This window comes from Paenibacillus monticola, from assembly GCF_009664975.1.
In the GTDB taxonomy this organism is placed as follows: Bacteria; Bacillota; Bacilli; order Paenibacillales; family Paenibacillaceae; genus Paenibacillus_AQ; species Paenibacillus_AQ monticola.
The window spans coordinates 702,468-722,518 of the sequence record NZ_WJXB01000002.1; the positions used below are offsets into that span (position 1 = coordinate 702,468).

The 20,051-nt window shown below is 45.6% G+C and carries 13 protein-coding genes and 1 pseudogene; 3 read left to right on the forward strand and 11 right to left on the reverse strand.

What is annotated here, in order from left to right; genetic code table 11:
* Positions 1 to 395: 395 nt before the first annotated feature.
* The 3 genes from GJB61_RS07725 to GJB61_RS07735 form a co-directional block, all read right to left on the reverse strand.
* Positions 396 to 1,361 (reverse strand): NAD(P)H-dependent flavin oxidoreductase, encoded by a 966-nt coding sequence (locus tag GJB61_RS07725; protein ID WP_154117886.1) that lies wholly within the window; start codon positions 1,359 to 1,361, stop codon positions 396 to 398.
* Between the two features lie 131 nt (positions 1,362 to 1,492).
* Positions 1,493 to 3,463 (reverse strand): ABC transporter ATP-binding protein/permease, encoded by a 1,971-nt coding sequence (locus GJB61_RS07730; protein ID WP_154117887.1) that lies wholly within the window; start codon positions 3,461 to 3,463, stop codon positions 1,493 to 1,495.
* Positions 3,464 to 3,559: 96 nt separating this feature from the next.
* A complete protein-coding gene (locus GJB61_RS07735; protein ID WP_154117888.1) occupies positions 3,560 to 4,378 on the reverse strand; it encodes an AraC family transcriptional regulator in 819 nt (272 codons plus the stop codon).
* Between the two features lie 555 nt (positions 4,379 to 4,933).
* On the opposite strand from GJB61_RS07735, the pseudogene GJB61_RS32525 reads away from it, so the two are divergent.
* Positions 4,934 to 5,098, forward strand: a pseudogene (locus GJB61_RS32525) (DapH/DapD/GlmU-related protein); the annotation flags it as partial.
* Between the two features lie 1,352 nt (positions 5,099 to 6,450).
* Positions 6,451 to 8,331 carry an LTA synthase family protein gene (locus GJB61_RS07745; RefSeq protein WP_154117890.1) on the forward strand — a complete coding sequence of 627 codons (1,881 nt, stop codon included), beginning with the start codon at positions 6,451 to 6,453 and terminating at the stop codon, positions 8,329 to 8,331.
* 90 nt (positions 8,332 to 8,421) lie between these two features.
* On the opposite strand, the gene GJB61_RS07750 is transcribed toward GJB61_RS07745, so the two are convergent.
* Positions 8,422 to 9,003, reverse strand: coding sequence for an ATP-dependent Clp protease proteolytic subunit (locus GJB61_RS07750; protein WP_154117891.1), 582 nt, complete (start codon positions 9,001 to 9,003; stop codon positions 8,422 to 8,424).
* Between the two features lie 182 nt (positions 9,004 to 9,185).
* Here GJB61_RS07750 and GJB61_RS07755 point away from each other — a divergent pair, with 182 nt between their 5' ends.
* Complete coding sequence (locus tag GJB61_RS07755) at positions 9,186 to 9,914, forward strand: RNA polymerase sigma factor (protein ID WP_154117892.1); 729 nt, start codon at positions 9,186 to 9,188, stop codon at positions 9,912 to 9,914.
* An 11-nt stretch (positions 9,915 to 9,925) separates the two neighbouring features.
* Here the strand turns inward: GJB61_RS07755 and GJB61_RS07760 are convergent, their stop codons facing one another.
* From GJB61_RS07760 to GJB61_RS07790, 7 genes are all read right to left on the reverse strand, one after another.
* Complete coding sequence (locus tag GJB61_RS07760; protein WP_195724270.1) at positions 9,926 to 11,848, reverse strand: methyl-accepting chemotaxis protein; 1,923 nt, start codon at positions 11,846 to 11,848, stop codon at positions 9,926 to 9,928.
* 389 nt (positions 11,849 to 12,237) lie between these two features.
* Complete coding sequence (locus GJB61_RS07765; RefSeq protein WP_154117894.1) at positions 12,238 to 13,020, reverse strand: glucosamine-6-phosphate deaminase; 783 nt, start codon at positions 13,018 to 13,020, stop codon at positions 12,238 to 12,240.
* A gap of 15 nt (positions 13,021 to 13,035) precedes the next feature.
* Positions 13,036 to 14,673, reverse strand: coding sequence for a response regulator transcription factor (locus tag GJB61_RS07770; RefSeq protein WP_195724271.1), 1,638 nt, complete (start codon positions 14,671 to 14,673; stop codon positions 13,036 to 13,038).
* Positions 14,624 to 16,453, reverse strand: a complete 1,830-nt coding sequence (locus GJB61_RS32360) for a histidine kinase (protein WP_195724272.1) — start codon at positions 16,451 to 16,453, stop codon at positions 14,624 to 14,626. Before GJB61_RS32360 ends, GJB61_RS07770 begins: the two co-directional genes overlap by 50 nt.
* A 197-nt stretch (positions 16,454 to 16,650) precedes the next feature.
* A complete protein-coding gene (locus GJB61_RS07780) occupies positions 16,651 to 18,015 on the reverse strand; it encodes an ABC transporter substrate-binding protein (protein WP_154117897.1) in 1,365 nt (454 codons plus the stop codon).
* Positions 18,016 to 18,133: 118 nt separating this feature from the next.
* A complete protein-coding gene (locus GJB61_RS07785) occupies positions 18,134 to 18,922 on the reverse strand; it encodes a carbohydrate ABC transporter permease (RefSeq protein ID WP_154118180.1) in 789 nt (262 codons plus the stop codon).
* A gap of 82 nt (positions 18,923 to 19,004) precedes the next feature.
* Entirely contained in the window at positions 19,005 to 19,931 is a 927-nt protein-coding gene (locus tag GJB61_RS07790; protein ID WP_229521565.1) for a carbohydrate ABC transporter permease, read from the reverse strand.
* Positions 19,932 to 20,051 lie beyond the last annotated feature (120 nt).

The following is a 20,051-nucleotide window of genomic DNA, read 5'->3' on the forward strand; positions in this document are numbered from 1 at the left end:
TTGCAAAATCAACAAGGCTGATTATACAGAAAGATTTCTAAGAAATCAATAAAAAACGACAAAAAATGATATCCTTTGTGTAAATTCTCCTGATTTTCCTGTTAATACTCTGTTATGCATGCAAATACACTGAAATCCTTTGTTTTTCACTTGTTTATCTGTTAATCCCTAGCCTGCAGATCAGCTCATCATTATAGACTAGGACAACTAGACTATTGTATCACAGCAGAGATAGACTTCATACGAAATATTCAAAAATCACTCGAATTACTCGCCCAAGACTAAACTCATCACATTAGTATCCACCAAATTTATCGGATTATGATAACCAAAAAAAAACACTGAAAGGACATCGCTGCCGTTTCAGTGTTTCTTATTCATTTGCAGAGAGAACGCTAACCCACCGGAATAGCCGCTCTTTGGTATTCCTTCATAATATTATCGATAATTTGCTGCACAGGCAAAATCTCTTTAATCTCATGTACTCTGGACCCGGCAAACACCAAGCCATTGTGTACATCCCCTCGAAGTGAGGTGAGCAAGGATTCCATCGTGCAGAAACGATGTGAACACACTTTGAGACAATCGTTGCACTTGGCTATTCTGACTTTGGCATCATTGCTGAGCAGATCAGTGAACTCATTTCTAATCGCTCTGCCCAGCAATCCTACTGAAGATTTCACCAAGACGGTATCGCCTTGCTGAGCATCTACGTACCTCTGCTTGAAGGATAATGGCGCATCACATTCATTACTAGCTACAAACCGGGTACCCATCTGCACACCGGAAGCGCCAATTCGCAGTGCTTTGGCCACATCTTCCCCTGTCAGAATACCTCCAGCAGCAATGACCGGAATATTAACCGCCTCTACCACTTCCGGCAGAATATCAAACATGGATCTGTCTGTACCCAGATGTCCGCCGGCTTCAAAGCCTTCTACCACAACTGCCGAAGCACCAAGTTTGGCGGAGATTCGAGCAAGCTTAGCCGATGAAACAATGGAAATCACCGGTGTGCCGTGCTCTTTCCCCCAGGCATACATATCTCTGGAAATTCCGGCGCCTGAAATAATGAAATCCACTTTTTCTTCCAAAGCAGCTTTCATCTTCTCGGCAAAATCCTTCATCGCAAACAATACGTTTACGCCGATATATCCAATCCCTTTAGAGAGTTCTCTTGATTCTCGAATATGTCTTCTCAGTTCTTCAGTGGAAATACCCGTCCCGGAAATCGTCCCAATACCACCAGCATTAGCAACAGCAGCGGCAAGACCGCTAAGGGAAATACCCACACCCATACCGCCTTGAATAATAGGAACCCTGGATTTAATACGTCCAAATTGTATGCTTGGAAAATTCAATAAAGCACCTCTTCACTGTTTATATGGACCTTTAATTGATAGAACTCGGAAGGAGTTACAACTTCAAAGATACCACAGTAGAAAAATTGCTGATATGACTCAACGCATGCTGAACAATGTATTTTTATCCATTATTCGTAACGCAAGGATTCCATCGGGTCCAATTTAGCTGCTTTAGAGGAAGGCATCACTCCGGCGATCACACTGATTAATGTACTCACGACTAAGCCAAACAGCATATATTGCGGAGTTAGCAGAATCAGCCCAACACCAAAGCTATTGACCATAATATTATTTAAGAGGATGCTAATTCCCCACGCAGCACCAACAGCAATTACTCCACTGAACAAACCCAATAGTGCCGATTCTGAGAAGAAAATTCGGCGGATATCTTTCTTTCGGGCACCTATAGCCCGCAAAATCCCGATTTCTCTGGTCCGTTCCACAACGCTAATATTGAGAACTACTAGAATCATTATTCCCGATACAAGCAGAGAAATACCTGCGATACTTGATAATACCCAAGAAGCCATTTTCAAGTATGTCGTAATCCGTTCCATAATACTGGCTATTGGTGAGCTAGTGAATCCTGCTTCTCCTACCGCAGCTTTAATTCCCTCGACATCATCGATATTTGCGGCATACGCATTTAATTGACTAGGTAGTAAGCTTAAAGATTGTTTACTAAAGGCCTTATCCAGAGTTGCATAAGCAAGATATGCGTTAGATCCACTTATAGGACCACGGTCGGCCTGCTCATAGATCCCTGATACAACTAATTCTGCAGCAACGGAAACCGGCTGATTCTGTTCATTCATTTCATTAATATATAAGTTTACTTTTTTCCCCACAAGTGATGTATAGGTAGCTTCAGAACTCAATTTCTTGGCAAAATCGGCTGTCAGAAGCACCTCATTCTCAGCAGGTAGTGCTCCTTGCTTGATATCTGCTGCTTTAATTGAATCGGTTACAGTTCCAAGTGATGAGAGCTCTTGGCTCTTATCATTGAAGACAACATTGCTCTTCCCTGTAATTGTTGTTATCTTTTCGACTCTATCCACATTTTTTATGCTGCTAATTACATCGTAATCCTGCTCGGTAAGCGGCTCGGTTGCTGTCTGTTGATTAGGACCCCGGTTTTCCATTTTCGCTTCGCCCTCAACAGCAGTCTGCTTCACCACATCAACTAGCAGCGGGTTCAAGCTTGAATTGATCTCATCATTCAAATAGCCTGTTACACCATTGCCTAAGGACAACATTAGAACCACACTTAAAATCCCGATCGCTCCACCTGTAGCTACAAGAATATTCCGCTTTGCATTTAAGGTCATATTATCGATCGCCAGTTTAAAAGAAGCGGCAAAGCTTAAATTTTTACCTTTTTTCTCTTCCGACTCTTTTACTGCCATATACCGCTCTTTCAGATTCTGTTCTTCTTTAATGCAACCATCTTCCACCAAAACAATCCGGCTCCCAAAGTTTGCTACTCTCTGCGAATGGGTGACTGTAATAATAAGCACGCCTTTTTTCGCAATCGAATCCAGTAATTCAAGGATTTGTTCACTGGTATCCTGATCGAGCGAACCTGTTGGTTCATCTGCCAGAATAATATCCGGATCATTAGATAACGCTCTGGCTATAGCTACACGCTGTTTCTGCCCACCAGACAGCTGGTTAGGACGTTTATGCAGGTGATCTTTCAAACCAATGTCCGTCAAAATTTCCTTCGCGCGTGTTGTCCGTTCCTTCATACTGCTATCCGTCATTTGCATCGCAATCATCACATTATCCAGCACGGACAAATGAGGAATCAGATTGAAGCTTTGAAATATAAAACCAATTTTATCTTTTCTATAAGCATCAATTTCATTTTCCTTCATGCCTCGAAGCGTCTTCCCCTGTACAATTACATCGCCCTCGTAATCAGAGTCCATCCCACCGATAATATTCATTAAGGTTGATTTGCCCGAACCGGATTCTCCAAGAATGGAGACAAATTCACCACTTTCAAAATCCAGATTCACGTCTCTAAGCACCGACACCTTTTCTTTTCCAGCAATCCGGTATGATTTATTCAGGTGTTTGATTTCTAATAACTTCATAACTATTCCTCCAGCTCCTATTATCTGTCTATCTCTTCTATTAACTGCATAGTAACACTCCTATATGTACTGAGAGTGAACTGAAGTAATATTCTGCTAGGAACGTCGCAATGCTGTCGGCGGTACGCCACTGTGCTGCTTAAAGCTTTTGCTGAAATGAAATTCATCACTGTAACCACAGCTCTGGGCAATTTCCTTCATATTCAGGCTGGTATACAGCAGCTGCTTCTTGGCGTGCTCATGGCGAATTTCGCTTAAATAGGCTTTAGGACTCATATGAAGGTACTGTTGAAACAGGCTTCGCAAATACGAGGTGGATATCTTATACCGTTCAGCCAGCTCAAGAAACCGCAGGGGCTCGCCATAATTCCTTTCCAACTCATCTTTTACCTGCAGGAACAGGTCATAACCTAACCCTCTATCTGACTTGGCAGATTCATTAGTTTGCAGCATTTTATACAAGAGCTCATACAGAAGCGCCTTGGTCATTAGGTCACTTGCAAACTGACCAGGCACCCAAATTCTAGTTAATTTTTTAAATAAAACCTCATATTGATCCGCCAGTTCTTCCCCGGGTTTCAACATAAATGGTAACGGTAGCAGACCTAGTAGACTCAGCCCCAATTGATCAGGAGTAGTCTTTAAAGTGCTAAACAGCGATACTAGCACCATTGTAATACGCAGAGGATAGTGTGGGTCGGATTCCATCTCCATGGGAAGACCTGGCTGCAAATAAAAAAGGGTTCCTGCCTCTACGCTGATTTCTTTCTCTGTCCAAAAGGTTCCTTTCCCCTCATGAATCCAGTAAAAGCTGTGAACGTCAATGTTATGGCGGTTATCTTTCCAGTCCGGCAATGTGTGTTTATCATGAATCCAGTCAATCTGAATGGCGAGATCTTGCAGTGTCTCCTCCATGGACAGGCTCCTTATAATCTATTCAACTACAGATGAATAAAGCATAGAATTCAGAAGCGTTTTTGACAAGCTATTCGTGTTCATATTGCCATGTTTATTCCTTAGCGTGGCTGATAAACTGATAACAAAATCGAACCGTTAGGGAGGAGACTCTTTATGACAGTGCAAGATCGACCCCACATTCAGGAATTGGATTACATGCCATGGATTGAAAAAACAGCTCAGGACAGAGCGGAACAGACCCTTCATCAACAGCAGCTTGCAGCCAAATATACATGTTGCTTTGGCGAAGATAGTTTCGTGTCACCACAAGCAGTGGTTTTCCCGGATAGGCTACAGATGGGGGACCGCAGTTATATTGCCGGAGGCGCACTAATCCGCAATACTACGCTTACCATGGGCAAAGATTGTTCTATTAATAGTTATTGTATTATCACTGGGACAATCACGATGGGCGATGGTGTGAGAATTGCTTCGCATGTCAGTATCTATGGATTCAATCATGGTCACGCGTCTACTCAGATCCCTATTTTTCAGCAGCCGTCAACTTCTAAGGGGATCGAGATCGGGGATGATGTGTGGATTGGAGCCCACACGGTCATTGTTGACGGTGTACATATTGGTGCTCACAGCATCATAGCGGCAGGTTCAATAGTAACAAAGAATGTAGCTGCTTATAGTGTAATTGGAGGGAATCCGGCCAAACTGATCCGCAGCAGACTTCCTGCTGAACCTGGGTCACACTTCCCAAAGAAGCTGGAGGAGCCCACGTTGAACGAACAAACCTTGGAACAAAAATTGCAGATCTTTGGCGAGCAAGCTCGCGAACAATTGATTCCTTTGCTCCAGCATTATTCAGTATCCAGTGAACACGAAAGTTTTGTTCAGGATCAGCAGCCGAATTTCAAACGAACCGTCCGTGCGTATTGTGATGCTATCGAGATTGCGGCCATGTTCGGCAGCTTGCCGCCCGGCTGGACCCGTGAAGAACTAATTACTAAACTGCAGGGCTTTCAGGATATCGCCACAGGTCTACTTCCCGATCCCTGGTCTCTCCCCGCACCAGAGGTATATAAACCGGAGCTGTTGTCGGATCATTTAGCCCGCTATCATCTACTGGCGGTAGGCTATGCACTCGAAGTGCTAGGGGATTCCTTGCTCCATCCCATTCAGGTAGTGGAGCAGATGAGCACAGAAACTTTATTTCAGCACTTGGATGCGATGCCTTGGAGCCATGAAGCGTGGGGCTGTGGGGATTGGATTGACTGCTATGCAACAGGAATCTATCATAATCTGCTGCATTTCAAATCCCGGAAACGCCCTGATGATCTATTCGGCTGGTTGCAGACGCATTGCGATGCACACTCTGGCCTATGGGGTTCCCCTAGCGCAGAAGACGGCTGGCTGCAGCCCGTTAACGGATTTTATCGGCTGACTCGCGCTACTTACGCCCAATTTGGCATTCCTTTGCCCTACCCAGAGCAGGCTATCGATACTATTCTTGCTCACAGCCGGAATCGCAAGTTCTTCGGGGAGAACCGTTTGAACGCCTGCAACATCCTTGATGTAGCCCATCCTTTATGGCTCTGCCTGAAGCAGACCAATTACCGTAAAGCAGAAATCATCTATTGGGCGGAAAATCAACTTGTGGTGATACTGAACAACTGGGTCAACGAGCGAGGTTTTAGCTTTCATTTGACGCAGACGCAGAATACAGGGCTGCAAGGAACGGAAATGTGGCTAAGTATTATTTACCTTTTAGCAGATATTTGCGGTATCAGTTATTCCCTGGGCTATCAGCCTAAAGGAGTGCATCGGACCGATCCTGCTTATTCACTAGCTTCTTCTAAAGCTTAATAAATACCTAATATTGCACATGCACGATAGATGCCGATTATTACCATTAAACTGTCATTTACCGCCTTTTACTGCGTTATTTACCTCCTTTTTGCCTTTGACACATTACAACTTCCGGAGCATAATTACTTTCGGCGCATTTTTGAATTTTATTGCAATATAGAAGGTACATCCGGTGTCTTCATGTGTTAGCGCAAAGGAGGATGGAAAATTTTATGAAACAAAGATTCGATATAAGAAACAAACCTATTCTAGTATTTAGCTTTATTCTGTTGCTGAAGAGTGCTGTGGCCTGGTTCGTCGTCTTTAGCGATGGTCCCACATGGAGCATGCTGCTTACGGAGATTCCATTCTTCATTGTCGTGTTTGGCTTAATTGAATGGATGGCCTCCAAGCGTAAGTTTCTGTATTACATGATCGCCAACCTTTTTATTACTCTGATTTATTTTGCTGTCCTCATGTATTACAAATATTACGGCGTCATCGTTACCTATCATGCCTTGGAGCAAGCTGGTAAAGTTACCCAAGTTGGAGAAAGCACCTATTCTCTGCTAGATCCCTATTATCTATTTATTTTCGTCGATATTGTTGTCTTTATGTGTTACATGTTCCGCCCCAAATATATTGCTACCTGGAAAGAACGTGGCATCAACCGCCATATGAATCGTCCTGCTTTGTTCGGGATTATCAGCATATCGTTCGCGCTCTGCATGTTTAATATTTGGCCTAATCATGCCAGTATGAATGAGAATAAAAAAGCGGAAAGCATGGGCCTGCTGAGTTACGAGGTATATACCATCTTTGCTGATAGTACTGAAGATGAAGAGATCATCGATAGCAAGGATATCTCCCAGAGTTCTGTCAATGAACTTAAAGGGATCACTGAGCCTGAGTCTCCACTATACTGGGAAGCCGACAAAGGCAAGAACCTGATTATAGTACAAATGGAATCGTTCCAGAACTTCCTGATTGGCCTTACCATTGACGGGCAGGAAATTACCCCGAATATGAATAAGCTGGTTAAGAATGAATATTATTTCGATAACTTCTATTCAAATGCCGGACAGGGAACCACCTCAGATGCAGAATTTGTGGTAAATACTTCACTCTATGTTCCACATCATGAGGCGGCAACCTCTTCCAAGTATATGGATAAAGCGCTGCCCAGCCTGCCGAAATTGATGCAAGCGAATGGTTATCAAACAGCTACGTTCCACACAAACAGCGTAGAGTTCTGGAACCGTGTGGCCCTTTATAAAGCTATTGGTTTTGACAAATATTATGACCAGTCCTTCTATGGCGATGACGATCATATCGCTTTTGGCTCTTCTGACGAGGTGCTGTTTGCCAAGACGGTTCCCGAGCTCGCTAAATTAGATGCCCAGGCTGATCCCTTCTATGCCATGGTCATCTCCATGAGTGCGCATCATCCTTACCGGCTACCAGAGTCCAAATTCAAAATAAAGCTGCCTGAGCGCTATGAAGGCACCTTGGTCGGCGACTATATTCAAGCCCAGAATTATGCCGATTATGCAATGGGACAATTTCTGGACGGTTTGAAAAGTAACGGATTATGGGACGACAGTGTGATTGCATTTTATGGTGATCATCAAGGCTTGCCGCTCTATTCCCTTAGTGGCGATGAAAAAGATCTGATGAAAGAAATGGTTGGCCGTGAGTATGGGTATACCGACATGTTCAACATACCATTCGTGGTCCATGCTCCAGGTGCCGTTCAACCTGCTGTATTCAGCCAAACGGGTGGACATATCGACATCTTACCAACGGTGGCAAATTTATTAGGGATTTCCGTCAAGGACCAGCTCCATTTCGGTGAAGACCTTCTGAACCAGCATACCAATCTGCTTCCTATTAGACACTTTCTGCCTAGCGGGTCCTTCGTCAACGATACGAGCATGTACTTGACCGGTGTTTCGTACGAGGATGGAACCAACTACAACCTGATTGACAACTCTATCACCAAAGGCGGTTCTACAGAGGCACAATTTAACGCTGTAGATCGGCTGCTGAATATGTCCAATAGTTATATTTTACAGTTGCCGGATTTGGCGAAGGATGAAGCGAAAGACAAGTAACTGCATCCGAACACCGAAATACCAAAGAAACCTCTCCTTTGTAAAATGGAAGCAAGAGCAGCCATTTGACAGGAGAGGTTTCTTTTTGCACTACATTTTCGTGATGATCTTGTCGATTATTCCATATTCCAGTGCATCCTGGGCAGACATGAAATAATCCCGATCCATATCTTTCTCCACTTTCTCTTCCAACTGCCCTGTTCGTTCCGCAGTAATCTGGACTATCTTGGCCCGCACCTGCAGAATCCGCCTTGCGCTGATGGCAATATCACTAGCCTGCCCCTGCGCGCCACCGTGCGGCTGATGAATCATAATCTCGCTGTTAGGCAGTGCATAGCGCAGGCCTTTCGCTCCAGCCAACAATAGCAGTGAAGCGAAGGAAGCTGCAAAACCTGTACAGATCGTGTTCACTTGCGGTTTAATCAACTGCATCGTATCATATATGCCAAAGCCTGCAGTCGTGGAGCCTCCCGGACTATTGATATACATATGAATTTCTTTATCCGGCTCTTCCGCCGCCAGGAATAGCAGCTGGGCAATAATACTGTTAGCCAGTTGATCATCAATGGCTGCTCCCACGAATACAATCCGGTCTTTCAACAGCCTGGAATAAATATCGTACGATCGTTCGCCTTGACGGGTCTGCTCAATAACATAAGGAATAATACTCATTGTATATTGCCTCCTATAGGTGAATTCTGCATTCTTACCCTGTAAACGGTCTAAGGAGTACAAAAGATACGCAGGACATATTCTTAAATAATTTGCGGAGAGCGCGTATCCATTACAACTCTTCGTTCGTTTATACAGTAGGCAGTAATAGAGAAGAAATCACCGTAAAGGAGATTGATACATTGATAATTCTTGATGAAACTAACATTGAAAATAAGCTGGATGAGCATCGTATGAAGACACTGCAGGCTACCCTGAACCGGTATTGCCGCTCATTGACCGGCTCCAGCTGGGATGCTGAGGATCTGGCACAGGATACCTGGATAAAAGTGTTCGGGACGCAGAATATCTCCGAGAATCCGAATGTGGAAGCTCTGCTGCTGCGGATTGCCAAGAACACCTGGATTGACATCACGCGGAGAAAAACCCTCTACTTCCGGCTTCTGGAGCAGCAGCAGCCCGAGAAGACCGCAGCAGCAAATATCGTTCCTTTGGAAACCGAAATCGCCTTCCAAGCTTTGCTCAACCATTTGTCTCCGCTGCAAAGATCCGTTTTCCTATTGCGTGATGTCCTTGGATATTCTGCTATGGAGACAGCTGAACTATTGAAGACTACAGAGGGTGCTGTAAAAGCTGCCCTTCATCGGGCTCGGCAAGCATTGCCGATTGTCAGAGAAGAGCTTACAGCAGATGGACCTCCTATACCACTTGAAGCAGGATTCCGCGCTTACTTGAAAGCTCTGGCTTTTGCCTATGAGGAGGGGCAGATTCCTGCATTGCTCGAGCTGATCTGGCTGGAAGAAGCAGACAAGAATATTGCTTCTATTGGGTACTTGCAAGCACCACAGCGTAGCGGATTCACAGCAGCAGGACGCAGTGGCACCGAAATCGAGATGAGGTTCGCTGCTTAATGTCCTATCGATTAGGCTGTTGCTTCTGCATATTCCCGTTCAACTTCCTTTTCAACTGCCTTCTCTGCTGTCTTTTCTGCTGCCTTCTCTACGGAAGGGGCCTCGCCAGCGGGTTGAACGACAGTGGGCTGTGCGACAGTGGGTTCAGTGGGTTCAAAGGGTTCAATGGCAACCGTATCCGCCTCCTGCAGCTCAACAGGGTTCGAACTGGAAGCAGCTTCGACTGTTAGCTCTACTTCTGTATCCTCACTAATCTTGAATATATTGATTTCCTGGAACAATTTTTGTGAAATTTCATTGATTTCCACGGCTTGTCGGGCAATATCGCGAATAGCGTTATCCTGCTGCATACTGGAGGCGTTGACCTCTTGAACTCCCGCCGCCGTCTCCTCAGCAATGGCAGCAACGGAATGAACGGACTCGGCAAGCTTCGTATTCATCGTCTGGGTCATATCCACTTTATCGTGAATTTGTCCGATCTGCTTGCTTATCTCGGCAATGGAATGGTCGATCGCAGCAAAAGATGAAAGGGTCTCGGCCACCTTATGCTCCTGCTCTTCCAAATTCTCTTTCGTCTCCAGCATATTGCTCTGGAATTCAGCCATGCCTTCCTGCAATTCACTGATAATCTTGCTGATATGCACCGTTGAATTCTTCGTTTGGTCTGACAATTGTCTGACCTCATCCGCAATCACAGCAAACCCTTTGCCGTAGGTTCCTGCCCGTGCCGCTTCAATCGCAGCGTTCAGAGACAGAATATTCGTCTGCTGTGAGATTTCCGTAATCGAATTTGTAATTCTGGAGATATCCTTGGATTGCCCTACCAGCTTATTCAGAGCATTATAAACTTTGTCTACGGATTGACTGGATTGCTCTGATACCTCACGCAAGGCGATAACGGCCGCAGATCCTTGGCGAGTGTTATGATTGGCTGTTTTGCTGGTCAATAGCATCACTTCAGTATACTCGGTAATCTCATTGACTTCCCGTTCGAGTTGCTGAATCAGAATCGCACTTTGTTCGGATTGTCCAGCCTGCTGCTCTGCGCCAACGGAAATCTCCTGTATCGTCCTTACAATATCCAGATTGGTATGAGCGGTAATGGATGAGGATTGTTGAAAAGAGTCCGAGTACGAGGCCAGCGATGAAGCAACGGTCTGCGTTTGTTGAAGCATGGCACGTACCCGCTCCACCATATGGTCAAAATGATGACTGAGCGTACCTAATTCATCGTTATACGGTGAATTGATCTGCTGGCGCAAATCGCCTTCGGAAATTTTGAGCAGCGCCGCTTGTAGTTTTTTGACTGGAGAAAGAAAGGAACGGATCAGCATCCAGGCAATAATAAGTGTGAACAGAAATACGAACCCCGCTGCGTATACTACAACTGAGGATGTACGATTTAAGAGTAGAAAGGAATAATCCTGCGCTTGCTGGGCGTTCTCCGCTGCCGCGGTATATAATTGCTCGTTGGTCTTTAGCATAGCTGTATTCAAAGCCAATGCCTTTGTATGTACATCGTCAATTTGTTCCAGAACGGTCATCGGGTCCAGATTCTCATCTTCCATGGTCTTAACTAATGTGTCAAAAAATCCTGTATATTCTCCAACCTGACTTCGCAAAAGTTCCAACTCCTTGGACTCTGACGAATTCTCCTCAAATCCCAATTTGCTCAGCTCCGTAACCAGCTGCTTTTGCTTGTCCTTGAACGAATCGGCGAACTCCAGATCACTGGATTCAGCAAGCGAGGTTTCTACACTATTCAATTCCTGCAGTAGCTGAGTAATCGTGGAAACGGTAATTCTTTTTTCCATCTCCGCCTTTTGCGTTTCCATCGAAACTTCAACCTGATTTATTTTATGACCCTGGTAAATGGCCACTCCCATGAAAAAGAGAGTGACAGCAGCGAAGCTTAATATCAGCTTCCATTTCATAGAAAGGTGTAAGAAGTTAACCTTCAAACGTATCATCCTCCATATAAGTTCTCAAAATACAATAGGTACTTTCTACCATTACCTTGATTGTAGAAGCCGGATATTAAATACTCTGCACAGTTTTGTATGAAAAACGTAAATATTATGTATTCAATTTGTGAACAGCCTACAACAACATCTCCTTCTCAATATAGTAAAAAGATGCCCTGCTAGCCAATGGCTTTGGAGGACACCTCTTGTCTTCTGAAGGAACGTCAAAAAATCCCACTTCCGAGTAGATGAAGGAGCTGCCTATATTATATAAACCTCAAGAATGAGGTTACCTTTTATTAAGGCGCACAACAGCGTAACGCTTGGCTTTCAAGCGTTACGCTGTTGCTAGTTAGATGTCAATCCGAATCTGAGCTCCCATACGAATCCGTGTCTATAAATAACCTGCAGTCCGCATGAGTACGCAGAATAGTAGAAGGGCAATCCGTGGAGATCGGATCACGTAGTGTACGGGCTATCGCATTTTGTTTCGAGCTGCCAGGCACCATGCAGAACAGCCATTTAGCTGATAGCAGTGTGGGGATCGTCAGCGTCAACGCTTGCAAGGGAACCGAGTCTAGCGTTGCAAAACATCCGTCATTCACCTGCTGCTCCCGACAGGCAGAATCAAGCGTCACAGCCTTTACTAGCAAGGGATCATGAAAATCAGCTACAGGCGGATCATTAAAGGCCAGATGTCCATTCTCTCCGATGCCCAGACAGACTATATCAATAGGCGCTTCGGCCAGCAATTCGCCGTAACGCATACATTCCCCATTGAGATCCCCGTCGGGCTGGATATAATGCACTACACCAGGCTGAACCCTATTGAACAATCGCTCCCGCAGATAGGTACCAAACAACTGTGGTGCTCCTGTCGGTAGACCGATGTATTCATCCATATGGAAGGCGGTGATTCTTGTCCAATCGATGTCCGGGGCAAGCGCGAGCGTGTCAAGAAACTCATTTTGTGAAGGTGCAGCAGCAAAAATAATTCTGACATTTCTTTTGGAGGCTAACAACGCCCGAATGGCGATCGCGGCTTCCATTCCAGCAACTTCGCCGAGCGCCTGTCTATTCGCATAAACGCGCACTAGCAGTGAATCGGCCATTTCAGTATGGATAGCTGTATCTTTGATCATAAGCAGTGCCTCCCTTTATTCTCCACGAAACTCACCGGGGGTAGAACCGGTATGGATTTTGAACAATTTAGTGAAATAACTCTTGTTCTCATAGCCGAGTTGTTCGGCAACATACTCTACGCTTTTGGTGGACTGGTCAAGCAGCTCCTTGGCATGCTCCATCTTGGTATGCGTCACATAGTGGATAAAGCTCATCCCGGTTTCTTTTTTGAATAAACGGCTGAAATAACTGGAATTTAAATGAGTATATTCGGCAACTTCCTCCAGCGTAATCTTTTTATTCAGATGCCGATCGACGTAGAGCTTAACCTTCTTGATCTCTTCCCGGCGTGTTTGCTGGTAAATTTCACGAATAAAAGGTAGACGCTCCTGGAAAAAACGAACGGCCCAGCCTTCGAGTGTATGGATATGATCAATACTGGCGATGGTATCGTGCAGAATCTCCAATGAGAAGGTAGATTGGAACTGTTGGCGGGCCTGCAGTCGCATCTGATTGTCATACAACAGCTTGAGTGTCCAATCCTTGACCAGCCGGGGAGTGAAGCGTCGCTCACGGACAAAGAGCATCCACTTCTCCAGAAGCTCATTCAGGCGATCTGCCGATTCTTCGAGGAACGCCTCACGGATTTCCTGAGCTGCCTCGGGGTAATGCAGGAATAAATCTTCTTCTGTGAAGGGATGAACCTGCAACAGATTAAGAATATCACCGTCTTGCAGATAGAAAGCATTCTCTGAGCCCACAGACAATAAATGGCCAATGCCCTCTCGGAATGACTCTATCCCTGCAGGAATACGCAAATACTGAAAAGAGACGATTACATCAGGTGATTGTTGAAGAACAGCCCGCAGCTTTCCAAGCTTAGCTACCTGTGTAGAATCATCACCAAGTATGTTGTCATAAGGAAACACAAGCACAACATCCCGGGGACCATGCGGCAAACATACTGTACCACCACTGTTCTGAAACACATCAGCAATGGCTGCTTCAAGGAGCTGAAGGATGCTAAGATCTCCCTGCCTTCCATTCTCCTCTTCATACCCAACGATCCGGCAGAGCACGGCAATACTCCCTGATTGCTCCAGAGTGAGGCCGAGCTCCTCCGCATCCACTCTCCACTCCGTGTAAGGGATTTCCTTATTAGCGACTCGCTGCAACACACTTTGCTTCAGCAATGCTTTTTGATTCTCAGCCATCCCCTTCCATTTGAGTGTTTGCGCCGCCTCTTCATCCCTGCGCATCAAATCATGGCTGATTCCCTGCAGCAGGTTAACTATCATCTCCTTGCTGATGGTTTCTTTCAGAATATAGTCATTGACCATCAGTTTCACGGCCTGCTGCGCATAGGTGAAATCATCCATGCAGGATAATACGACCACACGCGGGTCTCCGTCCAACTGCCTAAGCTCACGTATCAATTCAATTCCATCCATATAAGGCATCCCGATATCTGTAATCACAATGTCCGGCATACTTTCCTGCGCCTTCTCCAGCGCAATCCGTCCATTCTTGCAGACGGAATGAGGTGTAAGTCCCAATTCAGTCCATGGAATCATGGCCGAGAGAAATTCCAGAACGGGGTAATCATCGTCTACCAACATCACGCTATACATCGTCTCCACTTTCCCTTTCATAACCTTGACTCTGGATTTCATCCGGAAGTACAAACAGAAAAGTGGTGCCTCCCCCAGGTACACTGTCAATACTTACTTGAAAGGAGGTGCCATAGGTTAGATAAAGACGTTCATATACATTGGAAAGCCCAATATGGGCAAGACGGCTATTTAACATCGCCTCGTCAGCTGTATGCCCGGTTGAGGCCATTTCAGTCCGAAGCCTAAGTAAGGTTGCTTCATCCATCCCCTGACCATCATCCTCAATCTGAATCGATAATTGATGGTCCATATTCCAAGTCCGAATACGGAGCGTACCGCTCTCTTGATGCAGCCCGTGAATATAAGCGTTCTCAATGACTGGCTGCAACAAAAATCGCGGAATAATGACGCTAAGACTTGCCGAAGTACATTCCGTTTCCAGCTTCACCTCACCAGCCTGACGGAAATTCAATAATTCTACGTAGCTGCTGATAATATGCAGTTCATCATGCAATGTGGTGTATTCATCGCGCTGCTGGATAGTCATGCGTAAGAGCTTGGATAAGGCGAACAATAGCTCCGCGTTCTCTTCGTCCCCCTTCATCATGATGCGCAGGCGAATGGAATTGAGAATATTGAACAGAAAATGCGGGTTAATCTGTGATTGCAGCATAGCCAGCTCCGCTTTACGCTTCTGCGACTGCTCGACCTTGATCTGAATAATCATTTTCTCTACCCGATCCAGCATATGGTCAAAAGACTTGCCGAGTCGTCCGATTTCATCATATCCACGAATACCGGAACGAATGCCAAGCTCACCCTTTTCCACACGTGCTGCTACCATGTCGAGCCGAATCACCGGCTTCGTAAATTGACGGACCAACGCTACTAGAATTAATAGAAAAAAAGCCCCCAGTACAATCTGAACGCCCGAACTCCAGCGACGTGTCGCACTAATTTGTTTGACCGCTTCGCGATAAGGCACTGTACTGACGATCCGATAACCCCCATAAGGAAGCTCTTCGCTACTGAGTAAATATTGTTCATCCTGATAGCTGATAAAACCCGTATCCCCGCTACTCTCCAGTTCTTTCGCCAACGCAAAGGGTTGTCCAAGCAGAGTTTTATCCTGTGAAGCCATAACCATTCCGTCAGGTCCGATTAACAACGTCTGCTGCCCGCGCTGATCACCACTAAAGATCTGGCTGATCCGGCTTTCGGCAATACTGACAACTATATAAGCATAGGTCGTGTTCGAAGATAACTTCAGATTGCGGGCTATCGTTAACACCTGAGGACTGTTGCGCGTTTCTGCAGGGATATAATTATCCAGAACCCCTGCCCAGTACAGAACAAAAGCTGATTGCTCCCGCACCTTGTCCATCCAGGGCTGGTGAAGCAGTGCATTGACGTCAAAGTCAGCATAGGAGTAATTCGTGAACGATTGCCCGTCCGAAGTCAGAACGGTGACATAGGTTTTTTCCATCATGGTGGTGACATTTTCGAGTTTCTTGGTAACTTCCTTGAACTCCAACAGACTGTTTACGGGATCGAATTGATGCAGCTTGCTGCGCTGCCAATTCTCTTTCAGAATGAGATTAATGCCGGAATCAAATTGAATATAATTCGAGACGAGTACCATATTACTTAGCAGATTGGAGATATACATACTCTCCTGTTCCAGAGATCGGTGCTCGTTCTTGATGACCTGGGAGCGAAGAATATGCTCGGTATAGGAGTTTTCGATGTAAAGGGTAATAGAGGCGGGAACGAACAGACAGAGTAGCGCAGCCACGAGAAGCTTATTACGAAAACCGAGTTTCCAGCGTCTTGGAAGCACCGGCATTCCTCCCTTCACCATCTAAAAGAGAAAGGGAGTTTTCTCCGTTTTTGCCGACACGGCCGCATAGGACCTCTTGCAGGCTTGGCGGAGTCACTCCCCTAACTTCTGGGTCGTTGTCTCTATCATATCAGCTTTCCGCCTTGTAGAATATCCATTCGCCGCTGTATTCGACAAATATCGTTATTGTTTCTTACTCACTTATTCGCATCCACAATTTTTTGTAGCCCTTGTTGTGCGTTCTTTATCGTCGTTTCCAAATCCTGTTGCTTAAGGATGTACAATTCTGTTTCTTTAGTAAAAGCTTCTTCCAGTTCCCCTTGATAGGTAGGCGGAACACTAAGCGGTGCCGGGAGAGCATTCTTGATTACAAAAGCAAGAGAATCGGCATCAATTTTATCAGGGCTAAGGGCCGTTTCTTTGACGCTGGCGATGAATTTATCTACATCCTGCTTTTTCCATGCGGAGTATACATTTTGCATTTGTTCACCTTCTGTAGAATACCAGCGAATGAAATCGTACGCCTCTTGCTGATGTTTAGTTTTATCCAGAATACCTACATAGTTGCCATTTGCAATACTGACACCCGACGGTTGTCCACTTGCATTCGATGGCATCGGAGCGAACGCGGTCGTAAACGTAGCTGGGAACTCCTCCGAGCCGCCGGCTGAACCGATCATCCAGTTCCCCGTAACGATCATCGCAGCATGTTGGGTGAAGTATTCTGAGCGGTAAGCAAGTTTCTGGGAAATCGTGTCGGCATAAGGTACCGCGATTTGATCCTGTTCAGCTTTCGAACGCAGCTCCAGCGATTGCCGGATTTCGGGACTATCAATATTTACCGTACCCTCATTAACCAGATTATTGTTCTTCGCTTGGTTAATGAGCGCCAGTTCCCAGTACATTGCCCAAGTGTGAAAATAAGTGCCATACGTCTTGGAAGGTCCTGATCCGCTGGTCAGTTTCTTCGCATATTCGAGATATTCTTCCCAAGTCCATTCGGTTGGAACCGCTAACCCGGCCGCATCCAGCTTATCTTTATTCAAGAGGACAAAATAATTCTCCAGCGTATCGGGGAGTGCATAGATATTGCCGTCTATAGTAGGATCTATCGAATATTCGTCTGACAAGGTAATGCCTTCTTTAGCGATCAGGTCATTCAGGGGAGTCATCAGGCCGAGTCCAGCGCGCTGCGAGTAATCCGTTGCTCCAGGCATAAATGCCACATCCAGATCTTCGCCGGAAGCGACAAGCAGATCCAGCTTCTTCATCCCCGCCACCGAATCACCGCTGTCAGAGAGTTCAACATACTCTAGTGTGACGTTTGGATGCTGTGCTTCATAGGCCTCCAAAATGGGTGTAATATCCGCCTCTGGTGACCAATGTGCCACCTTGATTGTCACGGGTTCTGCAGTAGCTGGAGATTCTCCAGTCGCCTCTGGTTCGCTACTAGCGCTGCTATTGGGGGAAGCATTATTGGTATTGGATGCCGAATTTCCACAGCCTGCCAAGACGACAAGAAGCACGCTAATCAATACGAGCATAAACATATTCTTCTTCATTAATAACACCCCTTATAGTTGATATTCTCCCATGCTAAAGCTGCGACCCTACAGTTCACCTTCTTCTCCTCATTATATACTTCGGCTTACCGGGCATTTGGACTACAACATCTCTTCATCATCCCTTCACCCCCCCCATGGCTATTCCATCGATGACTTGCTTCTGACCCACAATAAATATAATCAGCAGCGGTACGATGGCGGAGACAGAAGCAGCCATAATTAGGGAATAAAAGGCTCCATTGCGATCTGCAAAAGCATTCATTCCAAGCTGTAATGTGAATAGGGATTTACTGTTTAGAAATACCAGCGGCGTCTGAAAGTCATTCCAGGTCCAGATGAACCGCAAAATGGCATAGGTAGCGATGGCTGGACGAACGAGCGGAAGCAGGATTGAGGTGAAGATCCTGATGTGTCCTCCTCCATCGATCTGCGCGGATTCAATGTATTCATCAGATAGTGAAGCGAAGAATTGTCGAAGTAAAAAGGTACCCAGCACACTGAACCCACCGAGCAGGATTAAGCCAAGGTGTGTATCATACAAGCCCGCCGAACGAAACATGATGAACAACGGCACCAAGGTCGCTTCCGAAGGAATCATGTAGGTGGCTAGTACAATTGCGAACAGCGTATTACGGCCGCGAAAATGTATTTTGGTGAAACCGTAAGCTGCCATGCTGGATACAACTACCGATAAAAGTGTAGTTAACAAGGTTACTTTAATCGAGTTCCAGTAATAGAGCGCAAAGTTCGCCTTCCCGAACCAGACGGATTCGTAATTGAAGCCAGCTCTCCAGGTTCTTGGAATCCACTCGATGGGATACTTGAATACATCAGTCTCTGGCTTGAATGAAGCAGAGAGCATCCAGAGAAACGGTAGTAGAAACACGACGCCGAGCAGCGCCATGATTATCGTAATTATGGCTTTCACCCAATCGATTCGTCCAGTATTCACCCTTGTCCCCCCTAACAATGTTGTAAGCTTAGGTTTAGTAATTCACCCAAAACTTCTGGCCGATCCACTGTAACGCTGTAATGGCAAGCAAGCAGAGGAACAGGATCATGACCATGGATGAAGCATAGCCGGTCTGCAGATCGACAAAAGCTGTCTGGTACATATCGTAGACCACTACAGACGTTGAATGAGCAGGACCCCCGTCTGTCAGCACCTTAATCAGCGCAAAGGATTTGAAATTGCCGATAATGCCAGTCACTAGTAGAAAAAAAGTAGTGGGTGTCAGCAAGGGTAAGGTAATCGAGCGAAACTGCGCCCATTTGGAGGCGCCGTCTATGGTAGCGGCCTCATACAAATCGGCGGGGATATTCTTCAGCCCGGCGTTATAAATAATTAGAGAGACACCAAGATCAATCCAGATCATGAGCAGCATAACCGACGGAAGGGCAAAGTTAGGATCAGCCAGCCATTTCGGGGGGTTGTCCATGCCGAGCGCTGAGAGAAATCCATTGACGGGTCCATAAGAAGGATGAAATAAAACCTGCCATACAACAGCGACAGCCACTACACTGGAAATCTGCGGCATAAAATAGATGACTTTGAAAGCACCCGGCGCATACACATGATTCGAAATAACAACGGCCAGCAGCAATGCTATCACCATCCCGATCGGTACGGCCAACAGCATAATAAAGTTATTGCCAAGCGATTTTAGAAACACATCATCCTGAAATAAGGCACGAAAGTTATCCAGACCGATGAATTTAATCTTATCGAACCCGGTCACGAAGGACCATTTGGTAAAGCTCAAAGTGAACGAGAAGATCATCGGTATTAAAGTGAAGATCATAACACCCAGCAACATAGGGCCAACAAACAAATACCCCATTCTCATTTCTTTCCTTCTTCTTTTTCTGCTAGGCTTCGTAACTTGAAGGGTCTTTGGTACAGCCAGCGTCATCTTCAAGGTTTCCGTCCCCCCCCTTTGTGTTATGTTAACTCTCATTATAAGAAGCCTGACCTGTTTCCATAAGTCACATTTCTGACTCATTTTAGAAAAATTTTGACTATCTTAAATATA